At 44.2% G+C, this 14,768-nt stretch carries 14 protein-coding genes, 12 tRNA genes and 2 pseudogenes; 20 read left to right on the top strand and 8 right to left on the bottom strand.

Annotated features, from left to right (window positions below):
* Positions 1 to 42 precede the first annotated feature (42 nt).
* The 12 genes from LQ229_RS26025 to LQ229_RS25970 all read left to right on the top strand — a co-directional run bounded on the left by LQ229_RS26025 (position 43) and on the right by LQ229_RS25970 (position 1,219).
* Positions 43 to 119: transfer RNA gene (locus tag LQ229_RS26025), tRNA-Met, on the top strand.
* An 11-nt stretch (positions 120 to 130) separates the two neighbouring features.
* Positions 131 to 207, top strand: a tRNA-Asp gene (locus LQ229_RS26020).
* 75 nt (positions 208 to 282) lie between these two features.
* Positions 283 to 359 (top strand) — tRNA-Met (locus LQ229_RS26015).
* A 16-nt stretch (positions 360 to 375) separates the two neighbouring features.
* Positions 376 to 451: transfer RNA gene (locus LQ229_RS26010), tRNA-Thr, on the top strand.
* Positions 452 to 501: 50 nt separating this feature from the next.
* Positions 502 to 577, top strand: a tRNA-His gene (locus tag LQ229_RS26005).
* A 15-nt stretch (positions 578 to 592) separates the two neighbouring features.
* Positions 593 to 667 (top strand) — tRNA-Gln (locus LQ229_RS26000).
* A 9-nt stretch (positions 668 to 676) separates the two neighbouring features.
* A tRNA-Lys gene (locus LQ229_RS25995) sits at positions 677 to 752 on the top strand.
* A gap of 18 nt (positions 753 to 770) precedes the next feature.
* A tRNA-Leu gene (locus LQ229_RS25990) sits at positions 771 to 853 on the top strand.
* 6 nt (positions 854 to 859) lie between these two features.
* Positions 860 to 934: transfer RNA gene (locus LQ229_RS25985), tRNA-Gly, on the top strand.
* 12 nt (positions 935 to 946) lie between these two features.
* Positions 947 to 1,035, top strand: a tRNA-Leu gene (locus LQ229_RS25980).
* 10 nt (positions 1,036 to 1,045) lie between these two features.
* A tRNA-Arg gene (locus LQ229_RS25975) sits at positions 1,046 to 1,122 on the top strand.
* Between the two features lie 13 nt (positions 1,123 to 1,135).
* Positions 1,136 to 1,219: transfer RNA gene (locus tag LQ229_RS25970), tRNA-Leu, on the top strand.
* Positions 1,220 to 1,266: 47 nt separating this feature from the next.
* Here the strand turns inward: LQ229_RS25970 and LQ229_RS25965 are convergent.
* Positions 1,267 to 1,905, bottom strand: coding sequence for a site-specific integrase (locus LQ229_RS25965; RefSeq protein ID WP_216538174.1), 639 nt, complete (start codon positions 1,903 to 1,905; stop codon positions 1,267 to 1,269).
* Entirely contained in the window at positions 1,863 to 2,297 is a 435-nt protein-coding gene (locus LQ229_RS25960; protein WP_216538175.1) for a hypothetical protein, read from the bottom strand. The genes LQ229_RS25965 and LQ229_RS25960 overlap by 43 nt, the downstream gene beginning before the upstream one ends.
* Positions 2,298 to 2,661: 364 nt before the next feature.
* On the opposite strand from LQ229_RS25960, the gene LQ229_RS25955 reads away from it, so the two are divergent.
* Together LQ229_RS25955 and LQ229_RS25950 are read left to right on the top strand one after the other, a co-directional pair.
* A complete protein-coding gene (locus LQ229_RS25955; RefSeq protein ID WP_230193321.1) occupies positions 2,662 to 3,840 on the top strand; it encodes an IS110 family transposase in 1,179 nt (392 codons plus the stop codon).
* Complete coding sequence (locus tag LQ229_RS25950; RefSeq protein WP_216538177.1) at positions 3,770 to 4,429, top strand: transposase; 660 nt, start codon at positions 3,770 to 3,772, stop codon at positions 4,427 to 4,429. Before LQ229_RS25955 ends, LQ229_RS25950 begins: the two co-directional genes overlap by 71 nt.
* 142 nt (positions 4,430 to 4,571) lie before the next feature.
* Here the strand turns inward: LQ229_RS25950 and LQ229_RS25945 are convergent, their stop codons facing one another.
* From LQ229_RS25945 to LQ229_RS25930, 4 genes and pseudogenes are all read right to left on the bottom strand, one after another.
* Positions 4,572 to 5,726 (bottom strand): epoxide hydrolase family protein, encoded by a 1,155-nt coding sequence (locus LQ229_RS25945; RefSeq protein ID WP_230193320.1) that lies wholly within the window; start codon positions 5,724 to 5,726, stop codon positions 4,572 to 4,574.
* A gap of 203 nt (positions 5,727 to 5,929) precedes the next feature.
* Positions 5,930 to 6,303, bottom strand: a pseudogene (locus LQ229_RS25940) (SDR family oxidoreductase); the annotation flags it as partial.
* A gap of 50 nt (positions 6,304 to 6,353) precedes the next feature.
* Positions 6,354 to 6,647, bottom strand: a complete 294-nt coding sequence (locus tag LQ229_RS25935) for a Dabb family protein (protein ID WP_216538230.1) — start codon at positions 6,645 to 6,647, stop codon at positions 6,354 to 6,356.
* Positions 6,648 to 7,088 (bottom strand): annotated as a pseudogene (locus LQ229_RS25930) (NAD(P)H-dependent oxidoreductase); the annotation flags it as partial.
* Between the two features lie 535 nt (positions 7,089 to 7,623).
* On the opposite strand from LQ229_RS25930, the gene LQ229_RS25925 reads away from it, so the two are divergent.
* The 4 genes from LQ229_RS25925 to LQ229_RS25910 all read left to right on the top strand — a co-directional run bounded on the left by LQ229_RS25925 (position 7,624) and on the right by LQ229_RS25910 (position 10,124).
* On the top strand, positions 7,624 to 8,091 hold the full coding sequence (locus tag LQ229_RS25925) for a hypothetical protein (RefSeq protein ID WP_230193319.1): 468 nt from the start codon (positions 7,624 to 7,626) through the stop codon (positions 8,089 to 8,091).
* Entirely contained in the window at positions 8,037 to 8,771 is a 735-nt protein-coding gene (locus LQ229_RS25920; protein WP_230193318.1) for an ImmA/IrrE family metallo-endopeptidase, read from the top strand. Before LQ229_RS25925 ends, LQ229_RS25920 begins: the two co-directional genes overlap by 55 nt.
* Before the next feature lie 2 nt (positions 8,772 to 8,773).
* Positions 8,774 to 9,268, top strand: a complete 495-nt coding sequence (locus LQ229_RS25915) for a DUF4411 family protein (protein WP_216538180.1) — start codon at positions 8,774 to 8,776, stop codon at positions 9,266 to 9,268.
* 565 nt (positions 9,269 to 9,833) lie between these two features.
* Positions 9,834 to 10,124, top strand: coding sequence for a hypothetical protein (locus LQ229_RS25910; protein ID WP_216538181.1), 291 nt, complete (start codon positions 9,834 to 9,836; stop codon positions 10,122 to 10,124).
* 41 nt (positions 10,125 to 10,165) lie between these two features.
* On the opposite strand, the gene LQ229_RS25905 is transcribed toward LQ229_RS25910, so the two are convergent.
* Together LQ229_RS25905 and LQ229_RS25900 are read right to left on the bottom strand one after the other, a co-directional pair.
* Positions 10,166 to 10,861, bottom strand: a complete 696-nt coding sequence (locus LQ229_RS25905; protein WP_230193317.1) for a helix-turn-helix transcriptional regulator — start codon at positions 10,859 to 10,861, stop codon at positions 10,166 to 10,168.
* Positions 10,862 to 11,033: 172 nt separating this feature from the next.
* Positions 11,034 to 11,303 carry a helix-turn-helix transcriptional regulator gene (locus LQ229_RS25900; RefSeq protein ID WP_230193316.1) on the bottom strand — a complete coding sequence of 90 codons (270 nt, stop codon included), beginning with the start codon at positions 11,301 to 11,303 and terminating at the stop codon, positions 11,034 to 11,036.
* Positions 11,304 to 11,450: 147 nt separating this feature from the next.
* Here LQ229_RS25900 and LQ229_RS25895 point away from each other — a divergent pair, with 147 nt between their 5' ends.
* On the top strand, positions 11,451 to 12,551 hold the full coding sequence (locus LQ229_RS25895; RefSeq protein WP_230193315.1) for a stalk domain-containing protein: 1,101 nt from the start codon (positions 11,451 to 11,453) through the stop codon (positions 12,549 to 12,551).
* Between the two features lie 84 nt (positions 12,552 to 12,635).
* Positions 12,636 to 14,585, top strand: a complete 1,950-nt coding sequence (locus tag LQ229_RS25890; protein WP_216538183.1) for a stalk domain-containing protein — start codon at positions 12,636 to 12,638, stop codon at positions 14,583 to 14,585.
* The last annotated feature ends 183 nt before the right edge of the window (positions 14,586 to 14,768 follow it).

Below are 14,768 nucleotides of genomic sequence, written 5' to 3'. Positions count from 1 at the left end.
GGTCGGCGGTTCGATCCCGTCAGCCTCCACCATATACAATATCGCGGGGTGGAGCAGCTCGGTAGCTCGTCGGGCTCATAACCCGAAGGTCGCAGGTTCAAATCCTGCCCCCGCAACCAATCAAATATATGGAGCTGTGGTGTAGAGGCCTAACATGCCTGCCTGTCACGCAGGAGAACGCGGGTTCGAATCCCGTCAGCTCCGCCATTTTTATTAGCATAATGAATGAAAAATGACCAGTCAGCGCAGACTTGAGCATAGACAGCAGCTTTATAATGATACGGCGGCGTAGCTCAGCTGGCTAGAGCGTACGGTTCATACCCGTGAGGTCGGGGGTTCGATCCCCTCCGCCGCTACCATGATGTACCAAAACATGCCGGTGTAGCTCAATTGGTAGAGCAACTGACTTGTAATCAGTAGGTTGGGGGTTCAAGTCCTCTCGCCGGCACCATGTGCGCCATCCACTATTGTTCATTTTTGCTAATTACCATTTATGACATGGCGGTCGTGGCGAAGGGGTTAACGCACCGGATTGTGGCTCCGGCATTCGTGGGTTCAAGTCCCATCGATCGCCCCATACTCTTACCAATACTGGGGATTAGCCAAGCGGTAAGGCAACGGACTTTGACTCCGTCATTCCAAGGTTCGAATCCTTGATCCCCAGCCATTCTTTCGCGAGCCATTAGCTCAGTCGGTAGAGCACCTGACTTTTAATCAGGGTGTCGGAGGTTCGAGTCCTCCATGGCTCACCAGTTACTCAATAACAAATTGCGCGTATGGCGGAATTGGCAGACGCACTAGACTTAGGATCTAGCGGGCGACCGTGGGGGTTCAAGTCCCTCTACGCGCACCATAAATTGCGGACGTGGCTCAGCGGTAGAGCATCGCCTTGCCAAGGCGAGGGTCGCGGGTTCGATTCCCGTCGTCCGCTCCATCTTCTCCAATTGCGGGAGTGGCGGAATCGGCAGACGCACAGGACTTAAAATCCTGCGGTAGGTGACTACCGTACCAGTTCAAGTCTGGTCTTCCGCACCAGTAATCATATGTGCCCTTAGCTCAGCCGGATAGAGCGTTTGACTACGAATCAAAAGGTCGGGAGTTCGAATCTCTCAGGGCACGCCATATAATTTCATATGCCGGTGTGGCGGAATGGCAGACGCGAACGACTCAAAATCGTTTGGGGAGACCCGTGGAGGTTCGAGTCCTCTCACCGGTACCACATTAATAACAAGTGGTTCGTTAGAGAAATTCTCTAATGAGCTTTTTTTATATTTTTATTACTTCATTCATTGTATTTGCTGATGATACTTTGGAGCTGTAATCCAAATGCGAATAAATATTTGCTGTGGTGGAATAATCACTGTGACCTAACCATTCCTGAACTTCCTTCATGCTGACGCCATTACTCAAAAGCAGAGTTGCGCAGCTATGGCGAAGATCATGAAAACGGATGTGTCGCATGCCGTTCTTCTTCAGCACAAGGGCAAAATGTTGGGTGATATAATTAGGCTTGATTCGTTCCCCCATAACATCCACATAAATGTAACCAATGTAATCCTTACAGTACGAATCCTTGAAGAGATGCTGATTTGTTTCCTGCTGCTCCTTCATTTGCAGCAAAAGGTTGTAGAAGGCGTCTACAAGAGGCAGAGTGCGGAGACTTGCCTTGTTCTTTGTTCGATCCTTTTCAATCGTGATCAGCTTTCCATTCAGTGAACCGGAAGTGACGGTATGTTTGATCGTGATCGTTTTTTTGACCAGATCAATGGCAGACCATTTTAGACCCACCACCTCACTACGCCTTAACCCATAAAATGCTCCCAAGATTACAGCCAGTTCAATCTTGGTGCCCTTCACAATTTCTAAAAGTTGATTAACTTCTGAGGCACTATATGAGCTGCCCACAAACGGTTCCTTCTTCGGACGAATGATCTTGTCAGCAGGATTAGAAGTAATGCGATCTGTGAATAAGCTTGCTGGAGTGCCGAACGAATATTGGCATGATAATGAATAACGGTGTTGGCACTAACTCCCCATTCGTTTAAGGCATGACTGTAAAACTCCTGAATGTGATGAGGTTTCAATTCCAGGAGAGTAATACCTTTTTCTTGGAAGTATGGAGCGATGCGACCTTTCACTGCGTTTGCATACGAGATATACGTGATGAGTTCTATTCTATGCTTCACCGTTTCCAGCCAATCCAGCGTGTAATCCGCAAATATATTCTCTTCAAGATCCCCTAGAGGAAGTGTGGATTGCATGATATACTGTTCAGTAGTAGTCGTTTGATTACGCAAAAAATCGCCCTTTCTTGAGTTGGTGGTGTGGTAACTTCCATTCTACAAGATTTGGCGATTTTTTTGTTCCTATTTTTAAAATTCATTGAAAACGGGGCGTCCAGCAGTCAGTCTACACTGACTTTCGTATTATTAGGTCAACCAGGATTTTCTGGTTGGCCTTTCTTTATGGTCGTTTTACGATGATGGTAGCCGGGAGAACGTGACTGACTTTGGGGATTCTACCCCGTTCCAGAAACTGTTTTCCCACTACTCCAAATAAACATGTTTGGGCTGGTTGAGGGAACGACCTCGTATCACAAGCGAAGCTATGGATTTGGAACCCATCGTGGGAGTGCCGGCAATTTATATTTAGGAGGTTGTAATGGAGCCAGTGGTAGGTGTGGATGTGGCAAAGGGATGTAGTGTGATGCAGGCCTTTACGAGGAGGAACGAACCGTATGGGAAGTTGCAAAGCATCTCGCATGGCGAAAATGGATTTGAACGATTAGGTGATCTTTTGGCGGGATTACAGGTGGCAACGGGAATTCCCCCGGTAGTCGTTCTAGAAGCGACAGGGCATTACCATAAGCCACTTGTCGCCTATCTGGAGCGCAGCGGATGGACACACTTCATCGTTAATCCGTTGCAGTCGAAACGGGCAAAAGGAACCCAGTTGCGCAAGGTGAAAACGGATGCTACAGACACGTGGCATTTAGCGGATATGTATTACCGGGGAGACGTCGAAGCGCATCGTACGTGGGAGGAGACGTTTACAGAACTGCAGCATGTGACTAGACAACATGCGTTTGTGACAGACATGTTCGTGCAAGCAAAACTTAATATCAGAGCATTGCTGGAACAAGTGTTTCCGGACTATGAGGAGGCTTTTTCTAATCTGTTTTCGATTACATCGCTAAAAGTGCTGAAACGTTGTTTGGAAGATGATATGGAGAATCTTGTGGAAGTGATTGAGGAAGATGTCGGGAAATCCCACTCCAAACGTTGGGTGGGAGAAAAAGCAGAACGGATCGAGGCACTCCTATCCATCTGGAGGAAGCATCCGATAAGTCGATCGCAAACTGCAATGTTAAGCAGCATGGTAACTTTGTTACTCACGTTCATCGAACAATTAGGTGGCCTTGAGAGACAGATGGATCGGATCGCATCGATTTTGCCCGAGATAGAACTGTTGAAAAGTATTCCCGGGATTGGAGATAAACTGGCTGCGGCGATCGTTGCAGAGATTGGGGACATAAATCAGTTTGAAGACGCCAAGCAATTGGTCGCTTATGCCGGCTTAGACCCTGCAATCTATAGCTCTGGGAAATTTACTGCCACAAGTTCGAGAATTACCAAGCGGGGATCAAAAAGGCTCCGACGTTCATTGTATCTAGCGGTGCAGTGTGGAATCCGGAAAAGTGCTAACCGAAGGATCTGGAGCTATTACGATAAGAAAAGAAAAGAGGGCAAGCCCTATAAGGTGGCTGTGATTGCTTGCGCCAACAAGCTGCTCCATCACATTTACGCCATCCTTAGTAAAAGCCAGCCCTACAAAGCCTGATTCCATATTTAACCATATCCCTTCTACTCAGAAGGAATATTTGTCGTGCAATAAAATTATTGTACCAACAATCTTATTGAAATCCAAGCAAAAATGCTTGACAAACATTAGCTGGTTTTTGGCCATGCTTAAGGTGCTTCGTGAGCTTCAGGAGCAGCTTGTGGATTTAGAACGAGTTATTTATGAAATTTCCCAAACGATCCCACAGGTTCAGTTGCTGGAGTCAATCCCTGGGGTAAGCACAAAGCTAGCTACCGCTATTGTGGCAGAAATCGGAGATGTGTCTCAGTTCATCCATCCCAAACAAGTCGTAGCTATGGCCGGACTTGATCCAAGCGTGTTTAGTTCTGGGAAGTTTACGGCAAGTGAAAACAAAATAACGAAGCGCGGCTCAAAACGTTTGCGAAGAGCAGCTTATCTAGCGGTAATATGCGGATTAAGAAAGGGATTAAACCCACGCCTAAGAGAATATTACGATAAGAAAAAAAGCGAAGGTAAGCCCCATAAAGTAGCCGTGATCGCTTGCGCCAACAAGGTATTACATCACGTCTACGCTATACTCAAAAAAGGGCAACCTTTCGCTTTTTAAAGACTAATCATTCCATAAATTCCCACCATATGGAGGGTTATTTGTTATGCCTAGAATTCAGTATATCAAAAATCTCTGTCCTACAGAACTATCTATTGACAAACATTAGCTGGTTTTTTTGTTTCGAAACGGTTCCGATTCATCAGCTTTTCGTTCTAAAAGGTCTGAAGAATGCGCGAATGTCATCGGCAAAAAGCTCCGGTTCCTCCAGAGCGGTAAAATGTCCGCCGCGGGGCATCGAAGTCCAGCGGGTTACATTCAGGTTGCGCATGGCCCATTCCTTGGGTGGCAACAGGATATCCGCCGGGAACAGGGCAAGGCCTGTCGGAACCTCGATGTAGCCGATTGGCGGCAAAGAATGCGCATTATCATAATACATGTGCGCTGTCGATCCTATGGTGTTCGTCACCCAATACATCATAATATGCGTAAGGAGCTCATCCTCGCTGAATTTTTGCGCAAGGTCGCCGTTACAATCGCTCCATGATCGGAATTTCTCCATCATCCAACCGGCCAAACCTACGGGCGAGTCGGAAAGTCCATATGCGAGGGTTTGGGGTCGTGTCGATTGAATGGACATATAGCCGCCCTCCTGAGCCATCCATGCCGAAGCATTATTCTTGTATTGCCGCTCTTCTTCCGAAAGCTTGGCCTGATCAGATGAAGCTATGAGATCTCGGATAATCCCGATATCGGTTAGATGGATTCCGTATAGCCGTTCGGGATGGTTTGCCGCCAGGTATCTCGTCACACCGGAGCCCATATCCCCACCGGCGGCAGCGAATTTTCTGTAGCCTAATTCTTCGGTCATAAGTTTAACCCACATTTCGGCGACACGAAAATTGTTAACCCCGGGATGTTTAGGGCGGCTGGAGAATCCAAAACCAGGCAATGAAGGGACGATTACGTCAAAAGCGTCCTCGGGGTTTCCGCCATGGCTGGCCGGATCCGTAAGCAGCGGGATGATTTTTTGGTAACGAAGGTAACTGTCGGGCCATCCGTGAGTAAGAATCAGGGGCAAAGGGTTAGGTCCTTTACCGCGTTCATGTACGAAGTGCACGTCGATCCCATCGATCTTGCAGCGAAACTGGGAGAAGCGGTTCAACTTGGCTTCTTGTGCGCGCCAATCATAATGGTCCCTCCAATACGAAACTAGCGATTTTAAGTAATTTAATTCCGTGCCCCGTTTCCAATCCGCATTTTCCAATTGATCCGGCCAACGGATGTGATGGAGTCTGTATTGCAGATCGTCCAGGATTTCATCAGAGACCTGAATTTGAAAACGTTCAATAGTCAAAATGATTTTCCTCCTCTTCTTAATACATCGTCATTATATCCCTCAAGCGAGTGTGGTACACTGGCATAAATGAAATATCTAGCTATACTATTTGTAGGTGACCATTGTTCATCGCTTAGCTCATACCGTCTTTGAATCATGATGGAATGCTCCAATCGTTTTCTCAAATCATACCATAAATCGATTTAGTTTTCAGAAACGTCCTAAATGAATCCACCATTAACACGGATGGTTTGTCCCGTAACCCACTGCGATTCTTCGCTCGCAAGGAATAGGATCACACTTGCAATGTCCTCAGTCTTTCCGGGACGTCCAAGGCGTTCATGTGGCTAGTCCCTGAATTTGTTCGGGGGTTTTGCCAACCGTGAAAAGCTCGGTATTTAGAGGGCCAGGTGCTACAGCATTAATCGTTATGTTTCTATTTCCATCCAAGCTCCTTGGCCAATTGCCGCGTGAATTGTTCAACGGCTCCTTTGAAGCCAGCATATAGACTGTATGCAGGGAACATCTGACCCGCCACTGAAGTGGAAAAGTTGATAATGCGGCCATTAACGTTTAAATGCTTAGTGGCAAGCTTTTTATCCATTTCAGCAATCTCTCCTTTCTAATCTGTTTTAAAGGGGAACATTAAGCAAACGGGTAATCCATAACGACGATTCCTTCAACAAATGGGCCAATGGATTGCAATAATCCTTGATGCAGGGGGTGCTGAATATACTCCCGGCAAGCCTGTTGATTCTCAAAAGTGACTCTGATCCCCAGCGTAAACACGTGCATATGCTCTATTTCATTCGTAACGTTAATCCCGGCGCTAAGTTCCACGATCCCCGGAATGTTCCCTTTAAAGTCATGTGCGCGCTTTATTGCACTTTCTTTTACTTCAATAGAAACATCAGGCTTGAATTTCTTTAAACTTCTCACATGAACAAGACCAATGTACACTTCATTTCCAGGCAACAGCGGCGAGGAAATACCGGATGAGAACAGAATGTCACGCAGATGGCCCTGCGCTTTGACCGATCCCAACAATCCGATGGAAGATCCGACGATCCATGAGGGCTTCCCGATCATGACTCGATCCACGCGGGATAACCAGTCGATCGCGTTCGCCATGACGCCGGGAATGGTCGAATTATATTCCGGAGTGATCCATAACACCGCGTCGGCAGCAGCGACTTTCGCCTTAAAATCGATAACCGGCTGGGGTGGAACAGACTCGATATCCTGATCATAAAAGGAGAGATCCCGAATGTTCAGCACATCCAACTGAAAAAGATGCTGATAACGGTTTTGAATATAACGGGCTAACTTCAGGTTGTATGAATCTTTGCGAATGCTTCCGACTAAGGCGGCTAGTTTCATTTTCATCATCTCAATGATAGGGTCTGTAGTATAGGAAGGCAATCAGAAGTCTTATTAGGCATGAATCAAGACATCCGAGCGGATGTCTTTTAATTTTGTTCTATAGGTGAAACGGAGAACCGTATCATCGATAGTGGTAAAGCAGAGAGTTGAGTTGAAGGTGGAAGCGGCAATGCTCAATCTACAGATTGGAGCTTAGCGGCTGAATATATTAATAAATGTCCAGGCATTAGAGCAATAACTAGATCGTGATTATACAAAAGCCCGACTTTGTTTGGGCTTTTGTAACATATAAATTTACTGATCACCTTTAGCGTTACTTTATAGATTAAGTACTTGCTCGAGGTGATTCTAAAGGACTGTTTTTGTGCTGATTGATGGGTCAAAAGGATGGATATATTACCTAAATTGTGGTATGGTTAAAATGACTTTCCAAAATATGAAGTCCGACATTATCTTTCAAAAGACAACCTATATATTGAGAGTAAGTACATAGAGTAAATTGCATAACAAATAAGCATACAGGAGGTGGAACATGGCTGCAAAAGTTCCTGTAAAAAAGGAGTTATTAAACTGGGCTTATAATAGGAGTCTTCATCAGGATAAGTTACAGAAAAAATTTAAGTTATTGGATAAATGGCTAGCAGGAGAGAAGCAACCAACATTTAAACAGCTTGAAGCTTATGCAGCTGCCACTGCCACTCCACTAGGATACTTTTTCTTAAAGCAGCCACCGAATGAAACGTTACCGATACCACATTATAGAACAGTTGAAGATGGAGAAAGTGGAAAAGTTAGTCCTGATTTAATAGAGACTCTACATATTATGCAAAGAAGACAAGATTTCATGAAAGATTATTATGAGCAACATATTGGGACAAAATTAGATTTCGTTGGATCTAATAAAGGTTCTACAGTTACTCAAATAGCACAGAAAATTCTAATTTATTGGGTTTACAGCAAGATTGGGCGCGGCAACATAAAACTTTTCATGAAGCACTAAAGTACTTAATTGAAAAGTGTGAAAAAGTTAGAATTACAGTGATGCAAAATGGCATAGTGGGAGGAAACACCCATCGTGCATTGAATGTTTCGGAGTTTAGAGGATTCGTGTTAGTTGACGAGGTAGCTCCACTGATTTTTATCAATGCAGTTGATACGAAATCTGCCCAAATTTTTACTTTGATTCATGAAGTTGCACATATCCTAATAGGTTCTAGTGCAGTTGTTGAAGCTTCTCCATTAAATTCCCATAATGCGGCTGTTGAGAAACTTTGTAATGAAGCTGCAGCAGAAATGTTATGTCCTAGAGATCTGTTCATAAGGCAATGGCATACTCACTATCCCGATGGTGTAGTTTATGAAACACTTAGTAATATATTTAAGGTAAGTCCAATTGTTATTGGCAGAAGGGCACTGGATCTAAAAATAGTACCGAGAGAGGAATTTTTTAGCTTCTATTATGAATACCTAGAAAGGTTGAAAAATCAGAAGACCAGTTCTACTTCTAGTGGAAACTTTTATAATACACTCATGAGTAGACTAGGGAATACTTTTACGAGTGCTGTGGTCTATCAGGCTAGCACAGGAAATATCCAATATTCTGAGGCGTTCAGATTAACTGGACTAAAAACGAAGACCTTTGAAAAATTAGTTAAATTAGTACAAGAAAGGGGTGTATAGACTTGTATGTACTAGACGCCAATGTGTTTATCGGTGCACATAGAGGATATTACGACTTTGATGTGGCGCCCAGTTTCTGGAAGTCTTTGATATCCCAAGCTAGCAAGAATAATATTCGTAGTATAGATAAGATTCAAGATGAAATTATTTCTCCTGACCCAAAAAATGCTGATAGGTTGCATTTGTGGACTGCGGATAACTTCAAAAGTTACTTCGAGAGAACGGATTCTCAGGACGTGATTGAAAAATATGCTGAAATACAACAATGGGCACATAGTAATCCGCAGTTTACTCCTAGTGCGAAAGAAGAGTTTGCTCATATAGCGGACGCATGGCTAGTTGCATATGCAAAATCTAAAGATTATACTCTTGTAACCCATGAGGCATATAACCCGGATATAAAGAAGAGAATATTAATTCCAGTAGTATGCAGACAATTTAACGTGAAATATGTAAACACTTTTGAGATGTTACGGAATCTTAAGGTGAGTTTCTAACAGAGAGTATGTAATTCAGTCATAGTTGGTTTTGGTTTGCCACTCCCAATATTTGGAGTGGCTTCTTTATGATTAGAAAATACAACCGCACGAAGCTACCTTTTAATGCTCGATTCCACAGCACACCCGAGCTCATGTGCCAAACCTAGCGAAAACTCGTTTGTATGATATTGAAGAGCCTTCTCAACCAAGGTAACATGCAACAAACTTGTTCCTTGGGAGGCTTTTCATATGACTACTCAGACTTGCCATACTATAGGTGAATCATACCGCAGTTCACTGGTCGGCATTGAACTGGACGACACTCAAACGCAGATGCTCCTATCCATCGCAAGCTCGCTCTTGAGCATAGTCAAACAAGCACGAGTCGGGAGCGGCGACAAGAAATAATCGAAGAAATTCAGAGCTTACGATCCATACGCGAAGATCTGATTGCGGAATGGAGAAAGCAATTAATTAATTTACTTAACTCCCGATCAAGCGGATGAGCCAAAAACAGATATTGAATACTTTCCCCTCTTTACGGTAAGCTTTACAACAATTTACCTTGGGAGGGGATTTTATTTTGGAGCAACTGCCTTTACCAGAATGGATTAAGATAGCGTTTGATGCGCGCTTTAATGAACAAGCTAATATTATTGGGAAAATGCCTGAGATTGCATCTCTACGATTGAGACAAGTTGAATTAGAGAATCGGTTGAAAGAGGAACTAAGTCCTCAGCTTTTTCAGTTCATCCTTGGGTGGGAAGAAACACTAAATTATCGCCAGACAATCGAAAAGGAGAGTCTGTATTATGCTGGGATTACTGATGGACTGCAGATATGGAAGCATCTTTTGAATGATATCGCGAAATGACTATGATAGCAGATGAGCCGCCAAACATGAAGCTGGCGGCTCTACTGTTTCTTCATTTTTATCAATTCGTTCCCGTTAATGCCAAGGAGCTCGTAAGCTTGCTTTACCATATCCTTGTCTTTCCCAAACAGCGGATTGGAATGATCATATATGCCGCTCTCCATTGTCACGTATCGAAGGTTATGAACCATAAATTCCGAGTTGCAAAGAACAGCGACTTTCTTGGTTGACCTTAAGAGTTTCTGCTGAAACGCTACTGCTTTCTCAGCAACTTCAGGTGAATATACGGCTGGTTCCCCATCAGCGGCTAACATGTCGCGATGGTCAACCAAGAGATTCAATTCGCCTTTGCCAAAACCGTTACAAATTCCGATCAACGTTCTATCCATATGTTCAACATCTTGCGGGGTGAGAAGACCCTTTACTGAAAAAGCTAATACCCGTGATTCAGGATCGACGTGGTATTGAAATCGTTTTAGAAATGGCTCGGTAAAGTCCTTCTGCTGGTACGCAGGAGTAGCCGAGAATCGTTCACCCGAGAACAGATATTCAATCGAAACTTTTAATGCAGCGGCAATCTTCTCAATATTGATAATGCTGATGTTTCTATCACCGCGCTCTACACCGCTGATATAGCTCCGATCAAGTCCAGAACGGTATGCTAACATTTCTTGAGACATGCCTGATCGAGCTCTTAATTCCTTGCATCTTTGCCCAAACTCCAACCTTATATCCACGACCGTAATCCTCCATAACAAAACAATGCCTTTATGAAGATATATCGGTAATTTAGGACTTAAGTTGTATATCAATCCGTGATTGTTACTCATAGTCAACTGAAATGCAGCTAACATCTTGATTATTATAAAAGAAAAGAGCCATCAGCGATTGACTGATAGCTTCTTAAATTTACTTAGCGTTGGTATCGGTTTCTTTGATTTTGTCGTATTCGGATTCTACTATTTTGAAGAAGGCAGAGGGACTTACTTTAAGCCCTCCGCAAAGTTCAAAGATCTTGCTGACCGATGGTTCGTTTTTGCCGACCTCTACTAGCGATATGTAAGAACGGTCAACTTGGCAAAGACCTGCCAGATCCTCTTGACTTAATCCCTGCTTAATTCGAATTGCTTTTATCGTTTTACCAATGACTTGTTTTATGATCAAGGAATGGTCGTTCAAGGGGAAAACTCCTTTTACAACCATTGTCAGTACGGTATAATGGAAATACCAGATAGAGTATTCAACAAAAAGTAAAATAATGTAAATAGAGTGAGGGTGAAACGTACATTCCCCTCTCGCCACAGAATACATATTGGAGGTATGTTCATGGTCATCCGAAACAGCAAGATAGTTTCCACAGCCCTCAGCGTGGCTCTAGTCGCGTCCATGTTGGCTACAGGCGGTACAGTCGCCGCGCAGGGTAAAACAGGCGTGGTAAGTATACAATCCGCCACACAGCAGTACAAGGCGGTCACCGTCATTATTGACGGAAAGGTTCAGCAATTCCCGCAGTCAGCGGTCGTAATGGATGGCAGCACTTTAGTGCCGCTCAGGGGTATTTTCGAAGCCTTGGGAGCCAAGGTTCTTTGGGACGCGACTTCGCACTCGGTAACAGCAACGAAGGGCGATACAGTAATCAAGCTAACAGTCGATCAAAAAATTGCATACATAAATGATCGCGCTGTCGAGCTATCCGTTCAGGCGCAGACGCTCAACGGTTCCACGATGGTTCCGCTCCGCTTCGTCAGTGAAGCACTTGGGGCGGACGTAAAATGGAACGGAGATACATACACAGCGACCATCACAAGCGCCTCAGGAAGCGGTCAAGTTGTTCGTGGAATTAGGGTTCAATATGGGAAGCATACATATGGAAGTGCAAACCAGTCTCAGTACGATCAAGTAATGGGGATTGTAAATAAAGCAGTGGCGGATGCAAAATCCGAAACAAACCTCCCTGATTATTACGTTCGCTATATTAATGGTGAAAGACCAGATAACTTCCCTAGTGGTAGTTCAGATGCCCGTTACTTGAAGTTAGCAGAGATTTCAATAGGTCAGTTGGTCGGCGCGGAAGCAACGATAGATGAGATTTCAAAAGCGTTTCAGGCGGTAGAGTTAGCTAGTACTCTCCTTCAAAAGGTTAAAGATGTAGGAGTTGGTGAACCATCCTCTGCATACGATGCGTTAGTTGGTGGGATTACAGACTGCGATGCTTCTTCTCATACATATTCTGCATTCTTTGATTCCTTTGGGTTCAGTTCCGCCGTTCTTGGGGGAAGCAATCATGCGGATGTTTTTGTGAAAATTCATGATTCTTGGTTCAAATATAGTTCAGGGACATTTACAAAGGTCAATCTTACTAAAATTCCTTCAAGCATGGTTATCTTCTCCCAACCTACCTTTGATCCAGAATTCGAACGTCAATAAAGTATTTTGAAGGAGCAGACGGGTGTAGCATTCCTTCTGCTCCTTCGAGTCTATAGCTTGGACTACAAATTATCGGAGGGTATTATGAAAAATAAAAAGATAGCAGCGGCAATGCTTGCATTTTCAATCATCTTAGGGGGTAACAGCGCCCTTGCAGCACAACCTGAAAAGCCTGTGCAGATTGCTTCTTCGGACATTGAATATTCTAAGGAAGCGATTGAGGCTTTGGACTATATCAACAAAATTCGCAAGGATGCAGGACTCGGTGAAGTGAGGCTGAATCCGTTCCTCACGAAAGCGGGTGAAAACCATGCGAAATATCTCAATGCGGGTAATCCTTACGACCATGATGAGATTGAGGGTAAGAAAGGTTTCACTGGTGTAACTCCTAAAGATAGGGTTCTTGCAGTAGGTGGGGATTCTCAACTGGCTCAAGGACTGTTTGAAGTTCTTTCGGCTAATGATTCTACTGTAAAGGCATCGATTGATGGTTTCATCAATACGGCGTATCACAGAGTACCTTTCCTAGACCCGTACACTATGGAAGTAGGGGTAGGATTTGAAGGCAAGAAATTCGTAATGTTATCTCAAACTCGCGGTTCTACTTCGACGGATATTTCGATGTATCCTTACAATGGGCAAAAGAATGTACCGACAACATTCTCTGGTGCAGATGAAGACCCTAACCCGCTAAGAAAATTTGGTATTGAGAGATCGGGATATGTTATCTCGTTCTATCCGCCACATGTACTAGACACTAAGACTATTGATGCAACTATCAAAGACAGAAAGGGAACAAATGTTCCATTTTTCTCCGAATGGTATATGGGTTACTGGTTCTTCTACACTAAACAACCATTAAAAAATGGAGAGACTTATACCGTTTCTGTAAACTATAAACCTCTTTACGAGGAAGAGTACGAGGGTAAGACTCTCAACAGGACTTGGTCTTTCACGACTATTGCGGACGTTTCTTCCGACGGCTCCAAGAGTGAAACAGCTTCGCCTAAGACTGAAACGCAACCCGATAAAAAACAGGTCACTGTCCTTATTGACGGGGTCAAGCAGACGTTTGACCAACCCGCAATCGTAAAGAATGGAAGCACACTTGTACCGCTTAGGGGCGTGTTCGAGGCTTTGAAGGCAGATGTTAAATGGGATCAATCTTCTCAAACGGTCACCGCCAATAAGGGTGATACGACCATCAAGCTCACCGTTGGTCAGTCTACGGCAATAGTCAATAGCAAGACGGTGACTTTGGCAGCTAAGGCTGAAGTTATTAACGGTTCGACTATGGTTCCTCTACGCTTCGTTTCCGAGGCATTGGGCGCTGACGTTAAGTGGGATAATGCTACTTCGACAGCGATTATCACAAGCCCCGCAGGGAATGTTGATGGCGGTAATGATGGCGGTCAAGTTGATCGAGGCGGTTCTCAAGTTGTCAATGGGATCAAGGTTTCCTACGGCAAGCATACCTATGCAAGTGCTAACCAATCTCAATACGATCAAGTAATGAAGATCGTGAATATAGCCGTTTCAGATATGAAGTCTAGCGGTAAGTTACCAGATTACGCTGAACAGTACCTGAACGGTGATAGAGCCAGTAACTACTCTACTGGCAGTGATATGTATATGGGGCTAAAAATTATTGAAAATGCTATCGGTCCGTTGGCTACTGCAGGGGCAACAAAGACTGAAATCTCGAACGCAATTCTAGCTTCCGAGACAGGTGGTAATCTTCTAAAAGGAATCAAAGACGTAGGGGTAGGAGATCCAACTTCAGCATATGATGCCCTCGTAGGCAGGATTACAGACTGTGATGCTACATCTCAAACACTCTCTGCAGTTTTCGATTCTTTTGGGTTCAGTTCTGCCGTTCTTGGAGGAAGTAACCACGCTGATGTGTATGTTAAAGTCCAAAGTACTTGGTTTAAGTATAGTTCAGGAGCTTTCAGGGAAGTTAATCTGAGTAAGATTCCTTCTACTATGACTATCTTCTCTCAACCTACTTTCGGACCAGAGTTCACTAAGTAAAGCTTGGGAATTTCAGGGAATAAAGAGGTGGTGTTCTTCAGAGCATCACCTCTTTCTTATTGTACAAGAAAACCCCCAGTTCGACTGGGGGTTCAGGAAAGCTTATAGCTATGAGTAAAAATCCCTTGACCTTCATGATAAAATGGTAGCCGGTCTGCCAACCGCTACAAAGAGATCAAGGAG

It is taken from the genome of Paenibacillus sp. CECT 9249, assembly GCF_918697855.1.
In the GTDB taxonomy this organism is placed as follows: Bacteria; Bacillota; Bacilli; order Paenibacillales; family Paenibacillaceae; genus MSJ-34.
This window is presented reverse-complemented; position numbering and strand designations above follow the sequence as displayed.